This window comes from Kiritimatiellia bacterium (assembly GCA_028715905.1).
Taxonomy (GTDB): domain Bacteria; phylum Verrucomicrobiota; class Kiritimatiellia; order JAAZAB01; family JAAZAB01; genus JAQUQV01.
Genome location: JAQUQV010000040.1, coordinates 1 through 21,514, shown reverse-complemented (window position 1 = coordinate 21,514; position 21,514 = coordinate 1). Strand labels below are relative to the sequence as shown.

At 53.8% G+C, this 21,514-nt stretch carries 23 protein-coding genes and 1 pseudogene; 5 read left to right on the top strand and 19 right to left on the bottom strand.

The window, feature by feature from the left end; genetic code table 11:
* From PHP98_08510 to PHP98_08450, 13 genes and pseudogenes are all read right to left on the bottom strand, one after another.
* Positions 1-406: hypothetical protein (locus PHP98_08510; GenBank protein ID MDD5483676.1), on the bottom strand; the 406-nt coding region annotated here is incomplete at its 3' end.
* Complete coding sequence (locus PHP98_08505; protein ID MDD5483675.1) at positions 403-798, bottom strand: hypothetical protein; 396 nt, start codon at positions 796-798, stop codon at positions 403-405. The genes PHP98_08505 and PHP98_08510, both read right to left, overlap by 4 nt.
* A gap of 950 nt (positions 799-1,748) precedes the next feature.
* Entirely contained in the window at positions 1,749-1,988 is a 240-nt protein-coding gene (locus tag PHP98_08500) for a type II toxin-antitoxin system HicA family toxin (GenBank protein MDD5483674.1), read from the bottom strand.
* A complete protein-coding gene (locus PHP98_08495; GenBank protein ID MDD5483673.1) occupies positions 1,988-2,215 on the bottom strand; it encodes a type II toxin-antitoxin system HicB family antitoxin in 228 nt (75 codons plus the stop codon). The genes PHP98_08500 and PHP98_08495 overlap by 1 nt, the downstream gene beginning before the upstream one ends.
* 529 nt (positions 2,216-2,744) lie before the next feature.
* Entirely contained in the window at positions 2,745-3,341 is a 597-nt protein-coding gene (locus PHP98_08490; protein MDD5483672.1) for a plasmid pRiA4b ORF-3 family protein, read from the bottom strand.
* A gap of 69 nt (positions 3,342-3,410) precedes the next feature.
* Positions 3,411-5,972, bottom strand: coding sequence for a DEAD/DEAH box helicase family protein (locus tag PHP98_08485; GenBank protein ID MDD5483671.1), 2,562 nt, complete (start codon positions 5,970-5,972; stop codon positions 3,411-3,413).
* Positions 5,973-5,980: 8 nt separating this feature from the next.
* Positions 5,981-6,454 (bottom strand): annotated as a pseudogene (locus PHP98_08480) (DUF4411 family protein).
* Positions 6,447-7,616, bottom strand: coding sequence for an XRE family transcriptional regulator (locus tag PHP98_08475; GenBank protein MDD5483670.1), 1,170 nt, complete (start codon positions 7,614-7,616; stop codon positions 6,447-6,449). Before PHP98_08475 ends, PHP98_08480 begins: the two are co-directional and overlap by 8 nt.
* 7 nt (positions 7,617-7,623) lie before the next feature.
* Complete coding sequence (locus PHP98_08470; protein MDD5483669.1) at positions 7,624-8,328, bottom strand: DNA methyltransferase; 705 nt, start codon at positions 8,326-8,328, stop codon at positions 7,624-7,626.
* A 217-nt stretch (positions 8,329-8,545) separates the two neighbouring features.
* Positions 8,546-8,839: a type II toxin-antitoxin system RelE/ParE family toxin gene (locus PHP98_08465; protein ID MDD5483668.1), complete on the bottom strand. Its 294-nt coding sequence runs from the start codon at positions 8,837-8,839 to the stop codon at positions 8,546-8,548.
* On the bottom strand, positions 8,836-9,057 hold the full coding sequence (locus PHP98_08460) for an addiction module protein (GenBank protein ID MDD5483667.1): 222 nt from the start codon (positions 9,055-9,057) through the stop codon (positions 8,836-8,838). The genes PHP98_08465 and PHP98_08460 overlap by 4 nt, the downstream gene beginning before the upstream one ends.
* A gap of 227 nt (positions 9,058-9,284) precedes the next feature.
* The gene (locus PHP98_08455; GenBank protein ID MDD5483666.1) at positions 9,285-9,581 is read right to left on the bottom strand and encodes a hypothetical protein; all 297 of its coding nucleotides are present in this window, start codon (positions 9,579-9,581) and stop codon (positions 9,285-9,287) included.
* Positions 9,582-9,748: 167 nt separating this feature from the next.
* On the bottom strand, positions 9,749-10,048 hold the full coding sequence (locus tag PHP98_08450; protein MDD5483665.1) for a hypothetical protein: 300 nt from the start codon (positions 10,046-10,048) through the stop codon (positions 9,749-9,751).
* Positions 10,049-10,084: 36 nt separating this feature from the next.
* Between PHP98_08450 and PHP98_08445 the strand changes: the two genes are divergently transcribed.
* The 5 genes from PHP98_08445 to PHP98_08425 all read left to right on the top strand — a co-directional run bounded on the left by PHP98_08445 (position 10,085) and on the right by PHP98_08425 (position 14,136).
* The gene (locus tag PHP98_08445) at positions 10,085-10,237 is read left to right on the top strand and encodes a hypothetical protein (protein ID MDD5483664.1); all 153 of its coding nucleotides are present in this window, start codon (positions 10,085-10,087) and stop codon (positions 10,235-10,237) included.
* Positions 10,238-10,530: 293 nt separating this feature from the next.
* Positions 10,531-10,902, top strand: coding sequence for a GntR family transcriptional regulator (locus PHP98_08440; GenBank protein ID MDD5483663.1), 372 nt, complete (start codon positions 10,531-10,533; stop codon positions 10,900-10,902).
* Between the two features lie 68 nt (positions 10,903-10,970).
* On the top strand, positions 10,971-11,879 hold the full coding sequence (locus tag PHP98_08435; GenBank protein MDD5483662.1) for an ABC transporter ATP-binding protein: 909 nt from the start codon (positions 10,971-10,973) through the stop codon (positions 11,877-11,879).
* Between the two features lie 3 nt (positions 11,880-11,882).
* Entirely contained in the window at positions 11,883-13,487 is a 1,605-nt protein-coding gene (locus PHP98_08430; GenBank protein ID MDD5483661.1) for a hypothetical protein, read from the top strand.
* 124 nt (positions 13,488-13,611) lie between these two features.
* The gene (locus PHP98_08425; protein MDD5483660.1) at positions 13,612-14,136 is read left to right on the top strand and encodes a DUF2059 domain-containing protein; all 525 of its coding nucleotides are present in this window, start codon (positions 13,612-13,614) and stop codon (positions 14,134-14,136) included.
* A 35-nt stretch (positions 14,137-14,171) separates the two neighbouring features.
* Here PHP98_08425 and PHP98_08420 read toward each other — a convergent pair whose 3' ends face one another.
* From PHP98_08420 to ftsH, 6 genes are all read right to left on the bottom strand, one after another.
* Complete coding sequence (locus PHP98_08420) at positions 14,172-14,786, bottom strand: helix-turn-helix domain-containing protein (GenBank protein ID MDD5483659.1); 615 nt, start codon at positions 14,784-14,786, stop codon at positions 14,172-14,174.
* Between the two features lie 109 nt (positions 14,787-14,895).
* Positions 14,896-17,265 (bottom strand): DNA translocase FtsK, encoded by a 2,370-nt coding sequence (locus PHP98_08415; protein MDD5483658.1) that lies wholly within the window; start codon positions 17,263-17,265, stop codon positions 14,896-14,898.
* Position 17,266: 1 nt separating this feature from the next.
* Positions 17,267-18,193, bottom strand: coding sequence for a CdaR family protein (locus PHP98_08410; protein ID MDD5483657.1), 927 nt, complete (start codon positions 18,191-18,193; stop codon positions 17,267-17,269).
* 39 nt (positions 18,194-18,232) lie between these two features.
* A complete protein-coding gene (gene cdaA / locus PHP98_08405; protein ID MDD5483656.1) occupies positions 18,233-19,078 on the bottom strand; it encodes a diadenylate cyclase CdaA in 846 nt (281 codons plus the stop codon).
* Positions 19,072-19,869: a dihydropteroate synthase gene (gene folP / locus PHP98_08400; protein MDD5483655.1), complete on the bottom strand. Its 798-nt coding sequence runs from the start codon at positions 19,867-19,869 to the stop codon at positions 19,072-19,074. The genes cdaA and folP overlap by 7 nt, the downstream gene beginning before the upstream one ends.
* A 74-nt stretch (positions 19,870-19,943) precedes the next feature.
* Positions 19,944-21,514: ATP-dependent zinc metalloprotease FtsH (ftsH, locus tag PHP98_08395; protein ID MDD5483654.1), on the bottom strand; the 1,571-nt coding region annotated here is incomplete at its 5' end.

Here is a 21,514-nt window from a genome sequence, read left to right as displayed (position 1 = left end):
CGGAAAGTCGTTTGTCCTGCGCAACCAACTCAAGGGCGTAACGCACAAGGTGCTTCAGTCCGTCGCTGTAGCCGTTCCGCCAACTGTGCGAGAGGAATAGATGTGGCCACAATTTAACAAACAAATGCAGTGCCAAAGATTTTTTTGCAGTCATAACCCATTGATTAGCAACATACTTGTTTTTGAAAGTGTAGAAGATGAGCTTTAGCATCCCCATGATCTGCCCCTTAAAGGGATCGAGCACGCTGGCGCGCTGCACGCGCTTGCGCGGCCTGTACAGTGATTCCTTCAGCCATTTGCGCACGGTCCGGGCCGCCAGGCCCAGAGCGCGGGCGATCTGCGCGGCTGTCAAATGGTCGCGCGTTGCCATTTCTTTCAGCCGACACCATTGTTTGTAGTTGATCATTGGACACCTCCAAGCATATGGGTCAGCGTTTCGCCGATCGATACCGCTTCGCCGCCACGGCGCAGCGAGGGCATGCCGACGGAAAGCACAGGCGCAAGGTCAAGCACTTGATAGAGCCCCTGGCGATAGGCGATCAGTTCGGCCTGCTGGAGTTCCGCGCGCGCGTCATCCACTTGTTTTGTGTTACACGATAAATGACGACACAACGCCGGTTCCGAATACCAACTCAGTCCTTCGGCGTCGGCCACCGTGACCAGAAACAGATACAACGCCAGCGCTCCGGCACTGCGTCCCTCCACGTGTCCATCACGGACCAGACGATGATCTATCCAACTGAACTGCCGGGGAATGCGTCTGAGCCTCTCCGGCATAATCGGCATGCGTCCTCTCATCTTTGACCTCCTGTGGCTGCATCCATGGCGCTATGCCACCGATGCGTTGCCCACGTTCGTAACAGGTGGTCAACACCCGCGCAATGTCCTCTTGTAACGGTTCCCCGGTTATCATGGACGCAATCCCTTTCAGAGCATGGCCTTGCGCAATCAAGACATCTTGTAACGGTCGGGAAATCTCCCTTGAAAGGCAATTCCTGAAGACTTTTACCTCTTGATTATCAAAGCCTTGCGCCGTTAAGAGATCTTGTAACGCATCCGGCGGCCCGCAGGCTTTGGCCGTGCCCTTTTCCTTCCAGTAACCTGGATGCTTCCGACGCCATTCCTGAACCTTCTTTACATACGCTTCCCCATGGAAATAGCCCGGATTCTTCCGACACCATTTCCCCTGGCTTGCCAGCTTGCTGGCCGCTCGGCATTCCGGCGCCGAACAATACCGCTGGTGATAAACATTGCGTGGATGCGGACGAAACCAAATGCCGCAGTGACAACACTTTCGCAGTCCTTCCGTGCCCATCTTTTTCCTCCCGGTTGAAATCCGGAAGAATACTAAAAACGCTCTCTCCGGGTAGCCGGCAACTCGCCACGACCAGCATGCCAAGGCTCTACGCGCTCACGACAGAAGAAGAAAGAAAATGATCCGTTTGGATCAAGGAGGAAGAAAAAAAGGAATCTTTCAGACCGGCTGAAGAAGAGTCATTCCAAACCGGCGTTCATAATAATAAGCGTTTTAACCTGTCAGCTCTCTCGCCGCTTTATGCGATATATTCAGCCTTCGCGCTCACATAATATTTTTTATTCCAATGGCCAAAAAAAGGGCTTGTCCTGGCTATCAGCCAAAACAAGCCTATAGCCTTCTAATAAGAAGGCGTTACTTTGAAAGTTACATTTGTAACTTTAGAAGTTACATAAATACCACAGCGATCTTGAACGTTGTTGATGTTCCGCGCTCATGCGCGCTCATACGCCCGCAGAAAGTCGGGGCGGGGAATGTTGGATTGCGTGCAGATAGAACGGAGCGTGGAGCTTTTGAGGGTGGAATGATTCGGCATGGTTAGCGGCGTCTTGGTGCCGTCCGGATTTTCCCGGATCATGGCAATATGTTCCCGCTCCCGAACCATGCGAAAGCCAAGAATCTCCAGCGCCTTGATGACCCGACGCTTGGGAGCATCAACCGGGAATTTTGGCATCAGGCGGGCACTCCTGTTTCGGCGACAAACGCTTCCACAACCGGCGATTCATCATCCGAGAGCGCGTCTTGGCCGAAAGTGTCAAGGTGAAATTTAATGGCGGATTTCACCTCGGCCAGGGCTTGTTCGTAAGTATCCCCTTCGGCTACCACAACGCCCTTTAATCCCAGCGGATAGGCGATATAGCCATCGTCATGCTTTTCAACGATGATTTTGATTTGTTTCATAGTTTGAATCATATCCGTTGCCAGCTGGCCTGTAAAGGAAAAATCTTATGCCGAACTACTCATCTCTGTTTATCGGGTATACTTAAAAACTTCATTTTTTACAGAACGATGTAGATCACCCTTTATTTTCAATACAGTTCACGCTTTTCCTTGATTTTATTGACTATTTCTCAAATGGCAGGAAAAGGCAGAAAAAGGCATTGATTTGTTCTAAAATGCGATACAAATAGGATACACTTTTTTGGCCCGTTTTTTCAGCGTATTATGACGGCTGGTTTTCATGCCACGGGCAGATCCGCCAACGGCGGAGAATGGCAAAAACGCAAACTGTGCGGCTGAAAAAATAATTGGAGCGGTAAAAATGCCCGACGTTTGACGATCCCCCCGGACGGCTATGATGATTTATTTCGGTCGCGGATCATACGCGGGCGGAGTGGAAACACTTAAAAGCCGGGCATGATAATTACAGATTCTGTAGCCTCAATATCCTTAACATTATCCTTGCCGTCCTGTGCGCGAGACTATGTTTCTACCGTTTTCCAATCAACCGCCGGTTCACAACTTCTATATCAAAACGTTCCGGGTCGTAACCATCGCCGGCCCATTCCAGAAGTTCCTTCTGTTCCTCGGTCTTCTTCGGCACTTTCAGCGCTTCCTGTATGTCCATGTAGCCGGGGAAACTGCCGCAGTCTTCCGGCGGGCAGGCGCGTGCGCCGTCAATGCAAACAGGATATCGCCCCTGAGGGTCAAACGGGAGAATTTTTTCAACCACGATCTCGTGTTCCCAACTGTCACCAAAGTCGTACTCATACATAAACTTCTGCTTCGGGCGGACGCCAAGCTCCTTGAGCCGAATGCGATCCTCGCGTTCCATGTCCATGTCTTCCATTTCAGAGGCATTCTTGCTGGTGTAACAAACATCGCCGATCTGAAAAGAGTGCATGTGACAGTTCTGCCAGCCCATCGCTACTTGGATTACGGCATGCAGATCGCCGAGGCTGTAGTTATCCGGCAAGACTACCCGCCGCCAGATCGGCGGCCGAATATATCTCAACGTCACCTTGAATTGAATTGCGTTTTCGGGGCGCGGCGCCCATGTTATATTCGGACTTCTTTTTGTTGGCATATTTTTTTATTTCCTGTCTTCCTTTGCGTCTTTGCACCAAGGCGCGAATTATTCTTTCCAAAGCGGTATTTACTCGCTCAAAACTTCGTTCAGTTTTGCTTCCCATTCGTCCTCGGCCAAGACTTCAAAGCGGAGCACCTTGTCTTTCATCTCAAGCCCGAGTTCGTTCCAGTTCCGGGACTTGGCCTGCTGGGTGCAGATGTCGAACACCTTGCGGATATAATTCGTCTTGGCGTTGTCCTTCAGGTGCAGTCCCTTGGTTTCCACCACGTAAACGCGCTCGTAATCTGTCTGCGCGTCCTTGTTCGTGGCGGTGAAAACGAAGTCGGGATAAATCCGATGTTCCCGCCAGCCCTGAATCGAGTAGTCATGTCGTGAGCGGTTCCGATACCAGAAGAAAAGCCGGTGCTGGTTCTCCAGATACCACGCAACCGCTTTCTCAGTCTCGTTGAAGTCATCCTCCGGCACGGCATCATAAAGGCTTAGTTCAAGTTGCCCACCCTTTTCCTTGGTCAGAAATTTCGAAGTCGGTTTGATTGCAATGGACTTTGGGAAAGACCAATCGAAATTATTTCCGATAATCAGAAAACGAAGTTCGTCTTTTTCGAGCATGGAGCAAAAGATCTTCTCGGCCAACCGGTCTTTCTCCGCCTCAAGTTGTTTACGGAGTTCTTCGATCAGGAAAACAAAATTGTTTGCAATAAGCCTCTCAGCGTCCTGCTTGCCTACTCCGAGCGAAGTCGCAGGGCCGCCCATCTTGCGGAAATGATTCAAAACCTTCTTGGCGAATTCATGCGCCTGCCAAGGGTTCGGCACGATGTCTCCGAGTTGCCGCGTCATGAAAACTGGATCAACCCTGATACCGCCTTCCTTCAAGTCTTTCACTGCTTTGGTCTCAATAAGCCGGCACTTGTCCTCGGTCAGAGTGACGCCGATCTCAACGTCTTTCTCCTCGTAATTGGAAAGCGTCAACTGCATGATCGGTTTCAGGATGACGTCGTCCCAAGGAATGCGCGCCGCAATGTCCATCTCGTAGTTGACGGGCCGCCAGCCGTGGCCGTTCTTGACCACAAAAATCGGGAGAATCGTTCGGCTTGCGGCCTTCTTGAAGCGTTCGCGGATGTCGTAAATCCGGTCCATGCCGTCACCCGTCTTGCCGTGCTCGTCATCAGTGGCGATATGCCCGCGCAAGTCGCCTAATCCTTCCTCTTCGAAACCCTGTTTGATATTGTCCAGCAGTTCTTTCCCGCGCTGTTGGAAACAAAACACGTAGCTTTCATCGAGTTCCCGGACTTGCGTCTTTCGGGCGTACGGTTGCCGGAGAATGCGCCCGACAAGTTGGGTCAAAGCGTTCTGTGAAGAGGGGTTCGTCAGAATCACGAGCACGTAGGCGAACGAACAATCCCAGCCCTCTTGAAGCGCCTGCTTTGTTATTATATACCGTATCTTGCAGTCACGCCCGAGAAGTCCGCCTATGTCATCAACTTCCTTGAGTTCGTCTTTCTCGCTTGTCTTGACCGCGACTTGTTCCGCCGGAATACCCATGATTTTTGTCAAATGTTTCCGGACTTGTTCAGAATGAATCCAGCGTCTGCCCTGCTGTTCTTTGCTCGTCCGCTCAACTTGAATCAGGCAAATAGGCCGGATGTTAATACCGGTGTTAGCATCGTACTCCTTGGCCTTTTCTTCCAGCACGTTTCGCTTGTTCATCCCGGCAAGCAAAGTGTCCTTCCAGTCAGGGCTTGCCTTGTTCACAACATGGAGATCCAGTTTGATCATTTCTTCATGGTGCAGTTCCCGTCCCGTGATGTCCACGAGGATATTGCTTTGAACCGGCGTTGCAGAAAGTTCGGCAATCAGGCACGGATTGAAACCGCGCAAGGTATCCTGTGCCCCCTCGCTGTAGGCCTTGTGTCCCTCGTCCAAAATGATGACCGGAGAAAGTGTCCTGAGCGTGTTTCCTAATGATGTTTTGATCTGCCTGCCCCAAAACCCGCTTTCCTTCTCGTAGGTATCCAAATTCGGGAAGCGTTTAAGTGTGGCTTCCTGGACCTTGATGTCGTCCTCTGGCGGGAAGAAATCCTGAAAACCGCCGCTGTCCTTGAAAACCTTCAAAGTTTCCTTCGTCTTCCGGTTCGCCGATGGAAGCATGAGCATCAGGACAACAAGATTCTCCTGTACATCCTGCGGGGCAAAGTGATCGGCCTTTTCCAAAATCAAAGTATGCCCGCCGCTGGCAAGATCAAGGTGCTGGCGGTAGGGATGATCCCTGTCTTTCAGGTTTTGAATTGTCTGACGGTAAATCTGCGTCGTCGGAACAATCCACAACACCAGCCCTGTCTTCCGTCTGCGGTAGAGCATGTTCACGAGGTCAATTGTTTTGACCGCCAGCAATGTTTTCCCGCCGCCGGTCGGAATCTTCAGGCAAAAATTCGGCAACGGCTGGCCAAGCCCGTTTTTCCGGGAAACATAACAGTGGGGAATGGAGGCTTTTTCCCACGCCTTTGCCGCAAAGTCAAAAACCAAGTCGGGATCGGTTATGCCTTCGGCCTTTTTTTTGAGCTCGGCCAGATGTTCAAGATAATCTCTGATCTCTGCCAGGGCTCTCTGCTGGTATTCCTTCAACTGCATTGTTCACCCTAGAAATTCCACTGCCGGTCTCTGAAGAACTCAAGCAATGCCAAACACGTTACTTTGTAGTGCGCGCAGACATCCGGGATTCGCTTTCGCGCACTCGCGCCCGCCGAGTTCTCCGAAGATACAACCTTCTATCCTTTTGCCAAAGCCAAGGCAATGACAAACGGATCGGCATCCGGCACCGTCTTTTTCTCGTCAATCAGAGAGGGGAATTCTTTAAGTATCTTTTTCACATAATCAATCTGGTCGGCGTCCAAGTCCTTGAAACACTTCTGTTTCTTCGCCCATGCGTACAGTTCATCGTGTTGCTTCTGGAGTTCACTCAAGACCTCCTGAGGGGCAACCATTTCGCCAGATGTTATCAGTTCTTCAATCTTCTGCCACAGTGTCGGGAACACATCTCGTGGGTAACGCCGTCTCCAAAGGTCAATGAGGGCGTTGGTGTCGATCACGTATCCCGGAAATAGATCAACCATACCGATTCCTTGCCTCTCGTACTAGAGATTCCACCGCCGGCAAATGTTTAAGTCCTATAGCAAGGTAGTCCGAGACATCTCGGTAGGTTATCTTTTCTCGGCCAGCCGATTCCAACACGAGGGACGTGAAAGGGACTCCATTCTGCCTGACGCACTGTCTCGACGGAACCCGCCTTCCACCGCGTCGTTTCTTCTGTTGCTCCATCAGTTTGAGTTCCCATTCCTCGCGTTTCTGGTGGTAAAACCTCTCCGTGGTTCGACCAAGGATCAGAAGTCGGCGCAGAATCACCTCGCGGCTTACCTTGAATTGCTTGGCGACCTGTTGAAGTTCCTCTTCCTCCCATCCGTGCGCGATCCCGTGGATCCCAACTAACGGGTGATTGAGAAGCGTCTGCCGGGGGACAATTACTTCCCCGGCGAATCGATTACAGAACTGCTCGACGGCCTTCCCTTCCTCGCTAAGATCGCATATTCCGCTTTGCCCGATTAGGAGATGCCCATATTCGTGAAAAAGTGAGAATGTCCGCGCGTTGATTGCGTCGTTGCTGTTGAGAACAATCGCCGGCAAATCGGCCTCGGCGAACGAAAAAGCCCGGCCCTCTGCAATGGGAAAGGGCAGTTCAAAGACGAGGGCACCGCATTCTTCAACGCGGCGCTTCCACTCGTTGAGCGCCGTTGTTTCGTCTTCCCACTTGAACTGCGTCTCTTCTGTTACACTCAAACGCTCGCGGGCACGCGCAGCAAGCGGTTGTGGGTCATCCGTCAGTGTGGCTTGCCCAATCTCAACGCGGTACTCGCGTTCAAGCGACTTGTTCAGGTCCCCGGCCAGTGCTTGGAGGCGGCGCGCGCGCCTCATAGCTAAGAGGGTCTTTTCGGAAAAAGGCTTTTTGACGGTCTTCGGAAGCGTCCGGAAGTCAGTGGGTATCGGTGCTTCCAGTGGTGGCATGGCAAGAAAGAAGACGGCAAGGGGCCTCTTGTAAAACGTAGAGAGTTCCCGAAGTTGTTTCAGTGTTGGTTGTTTCTCGCCGTTTTCCCATTTTTCAACGACGCTTTCACCAAGATCGAGTCGTTTGGCGACATCGTCTATATTCTTGCCAATCGTCTCGCGCGCCCATTTCAACACGCTCCAGGCAACGGCAACTTCTTGGGAAGTGGCTCTCATCAGTAATTTACCGCGTCAGTTCATAAATCTCAAAAGGCAATTGCGCGAAATCAATTCGATACTGGTCAAGGTGCTCCTGGTCCAGATACTTTGTCGGCGCGAAGACTAAACGCCGCTTATCCTTCTTTAAGGCCGGAAGATTCTTTGCCATGTCCAGCGTCAACGCCAGATTCTTCAGCTTTGCAATATCCGGCTCGTAGAACAGATAAACCTGGTAATTTTTACTCTCGCCGATAAAGTTTTTGTATTTGTCATCGGTCTTGTCCCTGCCCGCCGCAGCTTTGGCGAAGGCGGGATCAAATTCCTCGCCGGTGGCCGTATAAAACACGTAACGGGCAAGCTCTTCATAAGTTGGCATGCTGTCGCCGTCAAGAATACTTTCCAGTTCAAGCGGCTTGCCGAGTTTGAAGAAACTGAACGTCCCGCCGAGCCCTTTCTTGAGCGTTTTATCCTTTGCCTCTGGGACGCCTTTGATAACGCGGCGAATGCGCTCCGCCGTGATCGTATCAGCGTAGTCCTCGCATTCGATCAGGATGAAGCAGCGATTGCCACCATCTTCCTTGTTCTGGGCCAGAACCGCATGAGCCGTAGTACCAGACCCAGCAAATGAGTCCAACACGATAGCATTTTTGTCGTTCCAGCAAACCGCCTCGATAAGATATCTAACAAGTAATGTGGGCTTAGTAGTGTCAAAAACCTTTTCACCAAAAATACGCTTTATTTCAATCGTGCCATTGCTCGCGGTTCCACATTCGAGAAGCAGGCTTGTGGCGGCAGTTATGCTTTCACGCGCTTATCTTGATGAAATTACAGACCGTCTTATCACGGAAGAGATTTACGCTGACGATTCAGAACCCGAGATCAGGCATGAGTTGCCGGGCAGAACGGATTGACTCCGCCGGTTTCCATAGGCCCGTTGCCGCCAAGCATCAGCGGACTCTATCAATCCAGTAATAAGGCTCGCGATGTAAATGCGCGATGGCCACAACCACAATGGTATTGCCTTCCAAGCCATAGATCAGGCCGTAGGGAAAGCGGCTGACCAAAGCGCGACGGAGGCCGGCGGTAAATTCCTCGCACGAGTAAGGGTAGGCTTTAATCCGATGAATTGTCCGGTCGATTTTGTCCAGTAATTCAAACCCCAAGCCGAACGCTTCTCTCTCATACCAAGCGTAGGCATCATCCAATTCCTGCCGAGCCAGGGATAGAAAACGAATATTCATGGGCGCCGGTATTTTGCCATGACATCAGCATATGGCATGCTATCCGCATGCCCTTCGCGGTACGCCTGCCAGCGCTTTTGAGATTCCGCCGCCCACGCCTTGTCGATTTCTGGGTCAGGCCGGTCCAATTGGATCAGGATCTGATCCACCAAGGCCAATTTCTCCATATCAGGTAAAGCTTTGACTTTTTCAGCAACTTCATGCGTTGTCATTTGCATAGTTCTCCTCTCATTTCATTTGCCAAAATAATATCCGATAACCGGTTTAATTTCCAGCAAGTTTTTAACAATTTTCCAACCAGCCAGGGAAGTGGACGGCACGAAGGCTCTTTCCCGCGTAGGCGCGCCGAAACGTGTTCAAATATCGGGGGGCATCCCGTCGCACTCAAGACGTTTGGCGCGTTTTAGCTCGATTTTGCCCGCGCCAGGGCCTCGAAATGGGGTGCTCATTGTGCAGCCCCCTCTCCGTGAATCAGCGCGGAAACAGCCGACTCCAAAAATCCGCTTGCCCTTGTATGGCCGGGCAGAATCCTTTTTTCCGGAATCCCTTTTTTCGCCCATTTGTCCATGTAGCGAACAGACACGGCCAGCCTCCGGGCGCACTCGCTACGGCGAATTAACCTTGATTCCGACACGGCGGCGTGGACAGGATCGGGTTTCGCCGGGCCCTCCCGAAGCTGAACCAGCAGGCGGGCTCGATCGCCGGGTGAAACAGATGGATCGGCACGGAGCATTGCTTTCATGGCATCAAACGTTGTTGCTAACATAATTTAGTCCTCCCCCTTGTATTTCCGAAATTCATTAAATTTTGGAAATTTTTTACATACCTATATTCAAGCCATCCGGCCAGCCCGCCGCCGCTTACGCGGCGGCAGGCCGCCCGGAACCTTTATATGTCACGTTCGGGTGATTACCCGACGACGTGTTGCACGTTTCCGTCTGTCTGTAACTTTGCCAGCATCAAAGAATCCCGATAATGATTCATCAGAATTACTTTCTCAACCGACTTGGACAGCATCAGAACCGACCTGGCCGCCCCGAACTTGGCCGACTCATACGCCATTGATCCAGAGCCTATATCAGAGGCGGAACAACCCAACCGCTCCGCAATATATGGCAACCCATGCAAGCGACTGTCATACAGATCAATCCGGGAAATACCGCCGCCGATCCGTTTCCACAGCGCGCGCATCGCAAATCTATTTCCCATAGTGACACCCTGTTCCGGCAGGCCGGCGATTAAAAAATGAAAATGCAAACGCCCGAACGAATCGCCGCCGCCTTTTTCGAACCAAATGTGTGCCACATGGGGAAGGAAGCATTAATAACATTGGGTTGCGGGCAGAGCCCGCTTTGGAAGTTACATAAAATGAAAAATCTCATCCTGCCGCTTGTCTGAACCGGATGACATTTGACTTTTCATATTCCTGCGGCTTGATAGACCAGAATTTATCCGCTTCAGATTGCGTTCCCAAGCCCTTATAGGTTGTCAGCAATCACCGTCTCCATGCCCCAGCCAACGCATTGTTTTGTCCAGTCCATAAGTTTGATATGAATAACTGGCTCTGTCCCGGTCAGGTGAATACCCCCCCCCAAAAAAAAACTGAAAATACTCCTTGACGCGTACTATGATATATATTACAGTTAGTTCATAAATGGAAAAAACCTGGAAAAGACAGAGGATAAAGGATCATGGTCCCTTTTAAAATTGAGCTAAAAGCCGGGATTCCCATTTATGAGCAGGTAGTCTATGCCGTCAAAAAGGCCGTCGCTTTCGGCCGGCTTGTTCCCGGCGACCGGCTTCCCTCTGTGCGCAACTTAAGCCAGGACTTGAAAATCAATCCGAACACAGCGCAGAAAGCCATGTCGCGCCTGATCCACGAAAAAATCGTTGAAGTCCGCCCCGGCATCGGCTGCACGGTGGCCGCCATTCCCGCCGCCCCCGCCGAACAACGCGCAAAAATTCTGGAAACCAAAATTGAAGAGCTGGTCGTGGACGCAAAACAGCTGGGGATGAACGCAAAGGAACTGGCGCAGGCCGTGCAGAAACAATGGACAAAATGAAAAAATACGACCCGCCTTTCAGTCGCCCTTCCAAAGGAGGGGAATATAAAAAAGGAGTTTGAGAAACAATGAGCAGCATCATCACAACCCAGAACCTGACAAAACGATTCGGCTCTCTCACGGCGGTTGACAATCTTTCACTGACAGTGCCGGACGGCAGCATTTTCGCTTTTCTCGGTCCGAACGGCGCGGGCAAGACCACCACCATCAAACTGCTCCTGAATCTTATCGCGCCGGACAACGGCGCATCGGAAATATTCGGCGTGCAATCCAAAAACCTCGGGCCAAAGGAATTTGATCAAATCGGCTATGTTTCTGAAAACCAGAAACTATACGAGTGGATGACCGTAAAACAATTGACCGCCTTTTGCAAGCCGCTGTATCCGGCCTGGGATGACGCCTTTTGCAACAGACTGGTTAAACAATTTGACCTGCCGCTTGACCGGTCAATAAACGGTTTTTCGCGCGGCATGAAAATCAAGACCGCCTTCCTCGTTTCCCTTGCCTATCGTCCGCGCCTGCTGGTGCTGGACGAACCCTTCACCGGTCTTGATCCGCTGGTGCGGGACGAGTTGATCCAGGGAATCCTTGAACTGACCGAGGCCGAGCGCTGGACGGTCTTTATCTCATCGCATGATATTCACGAGGTGGAAACACTGGCCGACATGGTCGGTTTTCTGGACCGGGGCAAACTTAAACTCTCCGAATCGCTGGATTCTCTACAAACGCGTTTCAGGAAAGCGACCGTTACGCTCTCCGCGCCGCTGGCAGCGTTGCCGGTAAATTTACCGCCGGCATGGCTTCAGGTTGAACATGAAAACCGCGCCGTGGCGTTCATTGACAGCGCCTATGAGGAAAAAACCAGGCATGATTCCATCCACCGGATTTTTCCGGATTGCGCAAATATTGAAACAGTCGGCATGACCCTGCGGGAGATATTCGTCGCGCTGGCAAAAAATTACAAAATGGAGGCATAAACAATGAACATGGTCTGGCATTTATTATGGAAAGACATCCGGCGATTCAAATGGTGGCTGGCGGCATGGTTCGGATCGGTCGGACTCATCTGGTGGTTGACAACGGCCGCCGGCGCGTCGTTATCTTTATATTTCTTATTCGTAGGCCTACCATCGGCATTATTTAGCGTTTTCGGGTACATATTCATCATCCGGGTGGTCCAGGAGGACCCGCCGGCCGGTCAGACGGCTTTCTTGCTCACCCGCCCGATATCGGGCGGGGCACTCCTGCTGGCAAAGCTCTGTTTCATTTTCCTGTTGGTGGGAATGCCGGCGGTGTTTGAATCAATCATCACAATGCACTTAGAAACGATCTTTTTTTGGAATTTTTTTAACGGCCTTTCAACAGCGGTATTTCTCTTTTTTGTATGGATTGCCGCGCTCTGCACCACGCGCTTTTTTACGGCTTTCCTGGTATCGCTTGCCGTTTCCGGGATATATATCGGCCTTTCATCGGCGTTTAACGGAATATTCATGGCACGTGAAATATCTGAAGCAATACTTGTATCCGGAAAAACGGCCGACATATTGGCTGGCATTGCATTATCAAAAATTTTGATTCAAAATACGGCCGTCATTCTCCTGGGGACCGGCATCATTGCGTATCATTATCTGACCCGCCGCACAAAACACGTCATGATCATGAGCGGAATTGCCTTGATTTTCACCCTTGTCACGGGCGCTTTCTGGCACACAAACATTATCCCGCCGACGGCTATGTCCGACCTGTCTTCTGAATGCGCTGAAATTAGAAAGAGAGTTGAAACGTTCATGGATTCATTTCCGTTTTTTAAAAGATCGCACCAAAAAATGCGTGATGCCCGGAAATTGATCAACGAGTCGCAAAAACTTAACATGGAAAAGCCCGATCCTCAAATCATGGCCAAGGAACAGGCCGAAGTTGACGCGCGCCTTGCCGGATTCAACTGGGAAACGCCGGTGGAAGCCGGTTTTGACAATGACGATAAAGGCGTTACGGCAAAATCGTCCGATCCGGGGCTGGCCTGGTCCGTGACCAATCAATGCGGCCGCATATCCGGAACGTCAAGCCTCGGTAAATGGGCCGGATGCAAAATCACGCTTCCAATTACCAAGGATATCCGCTCCCTGGTTGAAGTTTCCGGCGACTTCAAAATAGCAAAATCAAGCGGCTATCAACTGGTTGCCCTGGGGTGCGCCACGAAAGCCGGCAGTATCTGCATGTTTTTTGAAGGCGATAAAGGCGCGCGCCCTATGTACATCAAGGATAAAATCATAGGCAGATGCGGGTACAAGATTCAACGCAGATTCATTAAAATCCCGGTTGAGATGGAAAAAGAACTGGAAGGATTTAAGGTCGGGGACGAGACGCAGGCGTTCCACAAAATGCGGATTGTGCTGGATCGTGAAAGAACGCGCATATATTATTACGTTGACAATCAGCTCTTGGGAATCCTCAAATATGAGGGTGACATCGGAACGGCAAATTCCGTTTGGATGGCGTTGCAGGCACGGGATAAAAACACCGAGCTGGATGTGCTGTATGACAATCTCCGCGTCCGGACGGCGGATGATCCGGCCCCGCGGTAATCCTGAAAAACATTCTAAAAAAGAAAGGCGGTGACAACAAAACGGCAAATAATTCCGGCCCGCGCGGGTTGCGGCAATGTGCAAATAAAACGCATTCGTTAATAAATGAAAGGAAAGCAGTATCATGAAAAGAATCCTGGCGGTGGCGTTGGCGGCGGCAATCGGAATTCAATTCGCTTTTTCACAGGAACAACAACCCAAGCGGGCCCTGGCCGAGGAACTGCTTGTCCTGATGAAAGTCAATGAAACCATTGAGCAATCTTTTGCCATGGTGAAACAGATGACAGCCAGCCGGCTTGACATGACGGCGCAAGCAGCCGGCCAGACCGAGGCGTCGGCGGATGTTATCAACAAAACCGGACAGGTAATGGAGATAATCTTCAAGGAACTGAGCTGGGATAACATAAAGGAAGACTATATCGCCCTCTATGCCGACTCTTTCACCGAAGAGGAACTGCGCGGCATGATCGCCTTCTATAAGACTCCGGTCGGACAGGCCATGGCGCAGAAAACGCCGGAATTGACCAAAAAAAGCATGGAATTAAGCCAGAAGAGGATGGTCAGAATCATGCCGAAAATCCAGGCCATGATGCAGGAACTCAAACACGCGCCGCAAGCTCCAGCGCCCCAACCAGGAACAGACCAGTAATCATGCCCAAATAAGTTTTGGGCTTCCCCGCCGCATTACGGGGACGGCGCGCCGCGTTCCGCGGGAACCGTTTCCGAAGGGGGGATTTCAAGGTAAGGATCAGGGGGATCCTCCAGCCAGCGGCCGGACGGCGGCACCCGTATTCCGGCGTCCAGAGAGATAATCTGCCTGACAAGAATGGGCAGGACGGCAATCAGGAAAACCACCGCGATAACAACCGCCATTTTCTTTTTGCCGGGCAGCACGGCCGGCTTCAACGCCGGAATTTTCAAACGGATTAAATCCGGCAGTTTGATCCGGGCGGCCTCAGCCATCAGGGCGGCAAGCTTGATTTTAATCACGCGGCGTTTTTCCGGCGCCGAGACTCTTTTCCCGGCCGGCGCCTCCGGCGCGGGCCGGACCGGAGGCCCCCCCCCGCCGCCGGCCGCCCCGTCAAACTGGCGCAGGAGCGGCGCCGGATCAAGTCCGACGTATTGGGCGTAAAGCTTAATGAATCCGCGCGCATAGATTGGCGCGATCAATTTATCAAAATCGTCCCTTTCCATCGCCGTAATATATTCGGTCTTGGCCTTGATGGCCCTGGCGACGTCGGCGGCGGCTAGTTTCTTTTTTTCGCGGGTGTTTTTTAATTTCTGTCCTATGGTTTCCATGTGTCTTTTGCCAGGTTCAAGGAGCGCATTTCACGGGCGGGGAGGCCGCCGTTGTCCGGCCTGGATCCGCCCGGCCGCGAATCGCTCTGAACGCTGAAGCCTGCGCTGATTATATTTCTCCCTGCTGTTCCTGAACATTTGAAGTGTTTTGCGCGTCAAGGTCAATCAAAATTTCACGCGGGTCCGAACCGTGCACCGGACCGACGAACCCCTTTTCCTCCAGACGGTCCATCAGGCGGCCGGCGCGGTTATAGCCGATTTTAAGCCGGCGCTGAAGCAGGGAGACGGAGGCCCGGCGGGTTTCGCGGATGATCTGGACGGCCGCTTCCAGCAGGTCTTCATCTATGCTGTCATCGCCGGAGAAATCAACCCCTTCCGCCTTTTCAAGGTGCTGTTTGATGGCCAGCTCATAATTGGGCTGGGAGCGCTCCTTGATGAAATTAACAATGGCATGAATGTCATCATCGCCGGTCAGAGCGCCCTGCGCGCGTGTCAATTTGCTGGAGACCGGCTGGAGGAAAAGCATGTCGCCGCGCCCGAGCAGTTTATCGGCGCCGGTGGTGTCAAGAATGGTGCGGCTGTCAACCTTCTGTGCCACCTGGAACGAAAGCCGCGCCGGAAAATTCGCCTTGATTGTGCCGGTAATGATGTTGACCGACGGCCGCTGGGTCGCCAAAATCATGTGGATTCCCACCGCCCGCGACAATTGCGCCAGACGGGCGATATGGTTTTCCACGTCGGCCTGGGCCACCATCATCAGATCGGCCAGTTCGTCAATCACGATGACAATATAAGGAAGACGTTCCGGCATTTTTTCGGCCGCTTCCTCCGCCCCCAGCGGCGGCAGCATTTCCTGGGCAATGGGACGGCTGTTGTAGCCCTGGATATTCCGCACGCCGGAACGGGCAAACAACTTGTATCTCTTTTCCATTTCATTGATGGCCCAGCGCAGACCGAAGACCACTTTTTTCGGGTCGGTTATCACGGGGACAATAAGGTGCGGCAGGTCATTATAGGCCGCGAATTCAACCAGCTTGGGGTCAATAAGCATCAGGCGCAGCTGGGCCGGCGTCCGGGACATCAGCAACCCGGCCAGAATTGAATTCATGCAGACGGTCTTGCCCGAACCGGTCGCGCCGGCAATCAGGAGATGGGGCATGGCCGCCAGGTCGGGAATAACGTCTTTGCCGCCGACATCTTTTCCCAGAACAATCGGTATTTCCGCGCGGCTGTTGCGCCAGGTCTCACCTTCCAAAATCTCCCGCAAATACACTCTTGTGGCCGACGAATTCGGCACCTCAATGCCGACGACCCCCTTGCCCGGGATGGGGGCCTGCACGCGAACGCTGGTGGCCTTCAGGGTAAGAGCCAGGTTATTGGTCAATTGGCCGATTCTTTCAACGCGCACCCCGGCCGCCGGCAAAAGCTCATAACGGGTTACAACCGGGCCCTGCTCAACATGTTTGATTTCGCTTTCTATGCCGAACTCGGCCAGGGTTTCTATTAAAACCTTGGCCGTGGTTGCAGGATCATCCTGCATGCGGCGCTCCTTGTCGGTCGGCAAAGGATGTAACAGGGAAAGCGGCGGAAGTTGATACGCCTGATCGGCCGGCGGAGGGCACGGCGGCGAAGCGGCGGCCGCCGGCTGGCTGTCAACGGCCGGCCGGGGTTTCCCGCGTTTTTCCGTCTGCGGCGGCGGCGCTGGCGCCGGCGCTGCCGCAGTCGCCCTGCTTTCAACCGCCGCGGCCGGCGAAGGCTCATCGCGAACGGGCGCCACATCCGCAATTGCTTTTTCCCGCCGCATGGCTTTTTCAAGGGCCGCGCGTTTTTTGGCAATTTCACGTTCTTCAACGGTAATTTTTTCCAGCCGGGACCGGCGGGCATCCAATGCCGTTTTGATTTGCGCCCGCATCAAGAGGCACATGCCGACGGCCCGCCCGGCCAGCGTCCGTAAACGGGCCAAGCCGACGCCCATAACCAGCGCCGTAACAAGCAGGGCGGACAGGATTACCGTCGCGCCGGCGCTGCCGAACAAAGCTGACAAAAACTGATCAGCCAGCAGCCAGCCCGCCAGTCCCCCGCTGAAACCGGTGATATTGAACCTCGCGCAAAGTGTTTCCCACCCGGAAGAGTGGATCGTCAAAAGCGCGCTGGACGCGGCAATCGCGGCCGCGCCCCAGAGCGCCCACGGCCTGACCGGCTCGTCCGGGCGCAGGAGCAGCAGTAACCCCAGGCCGAAGCAAAAGATCGGCAGAAAGAGGGCGGCCGCGCCGAAAACCATCAGGCTGACAAATATGAACCAGGCGCCCGCCGGGCCGATATAATTCAGCGGCGGATCATTGGGCGGCATTCGGAGCAGGGATATATCGCCGCTCCGGTAGGAAACCGCCGCCAAAACCATCAGAACGCTGATAGTCAGCAGGGCCAGCCCCCATAATTCGCGTATGCCGGCTCTTCCGTTAATCCGTGGCGGTGACATTTTATTTCTTGAAAATCACGTGAACAAAAGACGGATCGGCCGAGGCGGTTATATTATCGCCCGCCGGCAGAAAAATAAGGACCGGCAAATCATAAGTAAGCGAAGGATCAAGCCCGACGCAATCAACAAAAACTTTCGGCGCTGATTTTTTCAACTCCTCAATTTTTTCGGTTTTACCTGTCAGCACAATATTAACCTTATCGGGGATGGTTTCCACCTTGAATGCTGCCGCCGGACGGACCACCGCCTCAACGGGAATATTTTCAAGCTCAAGGACGTCGTTCTTTACGGCAATCTGCACGCTGACGTTCACCTCGGCGGGTTCTATGACCGGCGTCCAGGTATTGCTCGGTGGCAGAACCCGGCAGCGCTTGACAAAAGATTCCAGCCTGCCGTCAACATCCACCGGCTCCGTGTGGACCCATTCGGTCTGCATCAACTGCTGGGCCGGACCGCGCAACAGCACCACCGCCGGCTCGCAGACCGTTTTTTCCACCTCCCCGACCAGCGGATTGCCGGTCGTGCGGCTCTTGACCGGAACCGTTTTTTCCGATTCGCGGTCGGTGCTGATCTGAATGATTTCCGGCTCAATCCGCACCGGCCGCACGCCGGGGGCGCCCTTGATGTCCTCAAGACGGAGACGCGCGTCGTAAGACCCGGCCCGCGAATTGTCGCGTAAATCCACCAGCGCCTTGATTTGTTTATGGTCAAGCAAACGGATGTTGTCCTGAGAGCCGCGGAAGGTTACCCGCACCGCATCGGAAGACTGCCGCAACACCGCCCAGCCGTCGCCGATCTTGAATTCCACCGGAATATCCGGAATAACGATTTCGTTATTGATCGTCTCGCGGATGGCATACCATGAAAAAACCGCCAGCACCAGCGCCAGTAATTTGAGACGAATATTGTTAAGGATAATTTCCCGCATATCAGTTTTTCCCGCGCGCCAAACAACGGCCGGGCCGCCTCAGGCGCCCTGCGCGCGCGGTTTGCCCTGTTTGTTCATTTTCATAATATGGCTCATCCATTCCGTAACCCTCGTCAGCCGGCTCACCCGGGTTACGGAGCGCAGCAAGACGCCCGACAAAAACCGGCGCAACTGGTCGTCATCAAGATTCTGGATCAGACGGCCCTTATGGCCGATTGAAATGAATCCGTTTTCCTCCGATACGACCACCACGATCGCGTCGGTTTCATCGGACATGCCGGCCGCCGCCCGGTGGCGGGTGCCGACCATCCGGCTCAAATCCGCCTGCTGGGAGAGAGGAAAAGTGCATTTGGCCGCCACGATGCGGCCGCCCGAAATAATTACGCCGCCATCGTGCAGCGGCGTATGCGGATAAAAGATAGAGGCCAGCAGTTCCGGCGTCACCGCGCTGTCTGTTTTCACGCCGGTTTCCTGGATGGGGCGCGTGCCGATAGAACGCTCTATCGCAATGAGCGCCCCGATCCGGCGGTTGGCCAGCAGGTTGACGGCCTGCACAATCCGGTCAACCAGCGACGGTTCGGGCACAAAAGTGCCGAAAAAATGCCGCTTGCCCAACTCGGCCAGCGCATGGCGGATTTCAGGCTGGAAAATAATCAGCAGGGCCACGGCCAGATAAACCGATAATCTTTCCAGCAGCCAGGCCAGGGCCTCCAGACGGAAAAAACGCGTGGCCGCGTAAGAAATGATGAAAATCATGACAAGCCCGGCCATCATCGGCGCGCCGCGCGTGCCCTGCAGAAAATAAAACACGTAGTAAAAGGCCAGGGCCAGGCATATAATTTCCACCAACCCGTTAAAATCAGGAAATATGCCGGTCGTCAACATGTGCGGTTTTCCCCCGAACGGTTCAAGGCGTTTAAGACTTTCAGCACGTCGCGCGACTCTTTGACGTCGTGCACTCTCATTATATTCGCCCCTTTCAAAACGCAATAAGCCAGCGCGCCCAGACTGGCGGCCAGGCGCTCATTGACGGGCCGGCCGGTGATCCCGCCCAGAAAAGATTTGCGCGAGAGGCCCATAACAACCGGCCGGCCGCACGCGGTCATTTTTTCCATGCGCCCGATCAGTTCAATATTATGCCCGGCGGATTTGCCGAACCCGATGCCCGGATCAACGGCGATGCGCGCGGGCTCAATCCCTGCCGCCGATAAAACCCCGATGCGTTCTTTTAAATAGGCGAGAACCTCATCCGCAACGTTTTCGTACCGAGGATCATCCTGCATGTTGCGCGGTTCGCCCTTTTTATGCATAAGAATCAGGCCGGCCCCGTACCGGCGGACCGTTTCCGCCATGCCGCGGTCGTCCTCAAGCGCCGATATATCGTTAATAATATGCGCGCCGGCGCGCAGGGCCGCCTCGGCCACAACGCTTTTCCTGGTATCAACGGATATGAACACATCCTTTTCGGACCGCAACCGTTCAATAACCGGCAGGACGCGGCGCAACTCCATGTCCGTCCCAACGGGCAAAGCGCCCGGCCGCGAAGATTCCCCCCCTATATCAATAATATCCGCCCCTTCCGCGATCATTTGCGCCGCACGGGCCGCGGCCCTTTCCGGGTCGGCGTATCGCCCGCCATCCGAAAAAGAATCGGGGGTAACATTCAGAACCCCCATCAGCAAAACGCCGGATTCAAATCCTATTGTCCGCTCCCGGCATCGCCATATCGGCCCTGCTCCGTTCACCGTTTTCAACCTTCGCCGCGCGCCGGCTGGCTTTCCCCGGCATCAGATGTTTTCTGCGCCGCATCCGGAAGGGGGCTTGCGCCGGAGCCGGCTTCGTTCTTCGACTCCGGTTTCTCCCGCTCTTCTTCGGACAACACGCGCCCGTATTTGACGATATCCTCAACGTCCCGGCCGTCAAGAGTTTCGTTTTCAATCAAAAGTTTCGCAATCAGGTCAAGTTTGTCGCGGTTTCGCCGGAGAATTTCGCCGGCCTGCTGATGGGCTTCCATCAGGAGCCGGTTGACTTCCGCATCAATCCGGCGCGAGGTGTCTTCGCTGAAATCCTGATTGCGGGCTATTTCCCGCCCGAGAAACAGCAGTTCCTCCTGCGCCCCGAAAGTCTGCGGCCCGAGCTCGCCGCTCATGCCCCAGTTGCATACCATCAGTCTTGCCAGATGGGTGGCCTGTTTCAGGTCGTTGCCCGCGCCGGTGGTGATATCGCCTAAAACCAGCTCTTCCGCCGCGCGGCCGCCCATGAGGCCGGTCAGGGTCCCTTTCAGTTTCAGCAGGCTTTCCGTGTAGCGGTCTTTTTCAGGCAGCTGCATGGTCGCGCCGAGATAAGCCGTGCCGCGGGGAATAATCGTTATCTTGTGCAACGGCTCCTTTTTCTCCACCATTTGCAAAACAAGGGCGTGCCCCGACTCGTGATAAGCGGTCAGTTTTTTCTCCTCATCATCCAGCACATGACTGCGGCGCTCGCGCCCCCAGCGGACCTTGTCGCGCGCTTCCTCAAGGTCGCGATTGTCTATCGCTTTCTTCCCCTGCCGGGAGGCGAGCAAGGCCGCCTCGTTCAGCAGGTTGGCGAGGTCGGCCCCCGCAAAACCGGGCGTGCCGCGCGCCAGGCGCTTGAGATCGGCTTTCGGCGCCAGTGTGAATTTTTTCGCGTGGATTTTAAGAATGGCCTCGCGGCCTTCCATCACCGGCAAATCTATGACAATCTGCCGGTCAAAGCGCCCGGGGCGCAGCAGGGCCGGATCCAGCACGTCCGACCGATTGGTCGCGGCGATAATAATGACGCCGTCCCGGCTTTCAAAACCATCCATCTCCACAAGGAGTGCGTTCAAGGTCTGTTCGCGCTCGTCGTGTCCGCCGCCGATGCCGCTGAACCGGCTGCGGCCCACGGCGTCAATTTCGTCAATAAAAATTATGCAGGGCGCGTTTTTCTTGCCCTGTTCAAACATGTCGCGTACACGCGAAGCGCCGACGCCGACAAACATCTCCACGAAATCAGAGCCGCTGATGCTGAAAAAAGGCACGTCCGCCTGTCCGGCAATGGCTTTTGCCAGCAGGGTTTTTCCCGTGCCGGGCGGCCCCATCAGGAGAACGCCTTTGGGCATCTGCCCGCCGAGCGACTGGAACTTTTTCGGGTCCTTCAGAAATTCAACAATTTCCTCAACTTCTTCCTGGGCTTCGTCTATGCCCGCCACTTCCTTGAACGTTATTTTGTTGCGGTCGCGGGTCAGCAGCCGCGCGCGGCTTTTGCCGAAACTCAGCGCGCCGGAGCCGACCGCCCGCATCTGGCGCACGAAAAGAAAAT

Coding starts and splice junctions, on each gene's coding strand:
- PHP98_08460 (MDD5483667.1), bottom strand. CDS start 9,057: ATGCAAATGACAACGCATGAAGTTGCTGAAAAAGTCAAAGCTTTACCT.
- PHP98_08445 (MDD5483664.1), top strand. CDS start 10,085: ATGAAAATGCAAACGCCCGAACGAATCGCCGCCGCCTTTTTCGAACCA.
- cdaA (MDD5483656.1), bottom strand. CDS start 19,078: ATGTTGACGACCGGCATATTTCCTGATTTTAACGGGTTGGTGGAAATT.
- PHP98_08430 (MDD5483661.1), top strand. CDS start 11,883: ATGAACATGGTCTGGCATTTATTATGGAAAGACATCCGGCGATTCAAA.
- PHP98_08410 (MDD5483657.1), bottom strand. CDS start 18,193: ATGCGGGAAATTATCCTTAACAATATTCGTCTCAAATTACTGGCGCTG.
- PHP98_08455 (MDD5483666.1), bottom strand. CDS start 9,581: ATGAAAGCAATGCTCCGTGCCGATCCATCTGTTTCACCCGGCGATCGA.
- PHP98_08490 (MDD5483672.1), bottom strand. CDS start 3,341: ATGCCAACAAAAAGAAGTCCGAATATAACATGGGCGCCGCGCCCCGAA.
- PHP98_08450 (MDD5483665.1), bottom strand. CDS start 10,048: ATGGGAAATAGATTTGCGATGCGCGCGCTGTGGAAACGGATCGGCGGC.
- PHP98_08495 (MDD5483673.1), bottom strand. CDS start 2,215: ATGAAACAAATCAAAATCATCGTTGAAAAGCATGACGATGGCTATATC.
- PHP98_08425 (MDD5483660.1), top strand. CDS start 13,612: ATGAAAAGAATCCTGGCGGTGGCGTTGGCGGCGGCAATCGGAATTCAA.
- PHP98_08500 (MDD5483674.1), bottom strand. CDS start 1,988: ATGCCAAAATTCCCGGTTGATGCTCCCAAGCGTCGGGTCATCAAGGCG.
- PHP98_08415 (MDD5483658.1), bottom strand. CDS start 17,265: ATGTCACCGCCACGGATTAACGGAAGAGCCGGCATACGCGAATTATGG.
- PHP98_08435 (MDD5483662.1), top strand. CDS start 10,971: ATGAGCAGCATCATCACAACCCAGAACCTGACAAAACGATTCGGCTCT.
- PHP98_08485 (MDD5483671.1), bottom strand. CDS start 5,972: ATGCAGTTGAAGGAATACCAGCAGAGAGCCCTGGCAGAGATCAGAGAT.
- PHP98_08440 (MDD5483663.1), top strand. CDS start 10,531: ATGGTCCCTTTTAAAATTGAGCTAAAAGCCGGGATTCCCATTTATGAG.
- PHP98_08465 (MDD5483668.1), bottom strand. CDS start 8,839: ATGAATATTCGTTTTCTATCCCTGGCTCGGCAGGAATTGGATGATGCC.
- PHP98_08505 (MDD5483675.1), bottom strand. CDS start 798: ATGAGAGGACGCATGCCGATTATGCCGGAGAGGCTCAGACGCATTCCC.
- folP (MDD5483655.1), bottom strand. CDS start 19,869: ATGGGGGTTCTGAATGTTACCCCCGATTCTTTTTCGGATGGCGGGCGA.
- PHP98_08475 (MDD5483670.1), bottom strand. CDS start 7,616: ATGAGAGCCACTTCCCAAGAAGTTGCCGTTGCCTGGAGCGTGTTGAAA.
- PHP98_08420 (MDD5483659.1), bottom strand. CDS start 14,786: ATGGAAACCATAGGACAGAAATTAAAAAACACCCGCGAAAAAAAGAAA.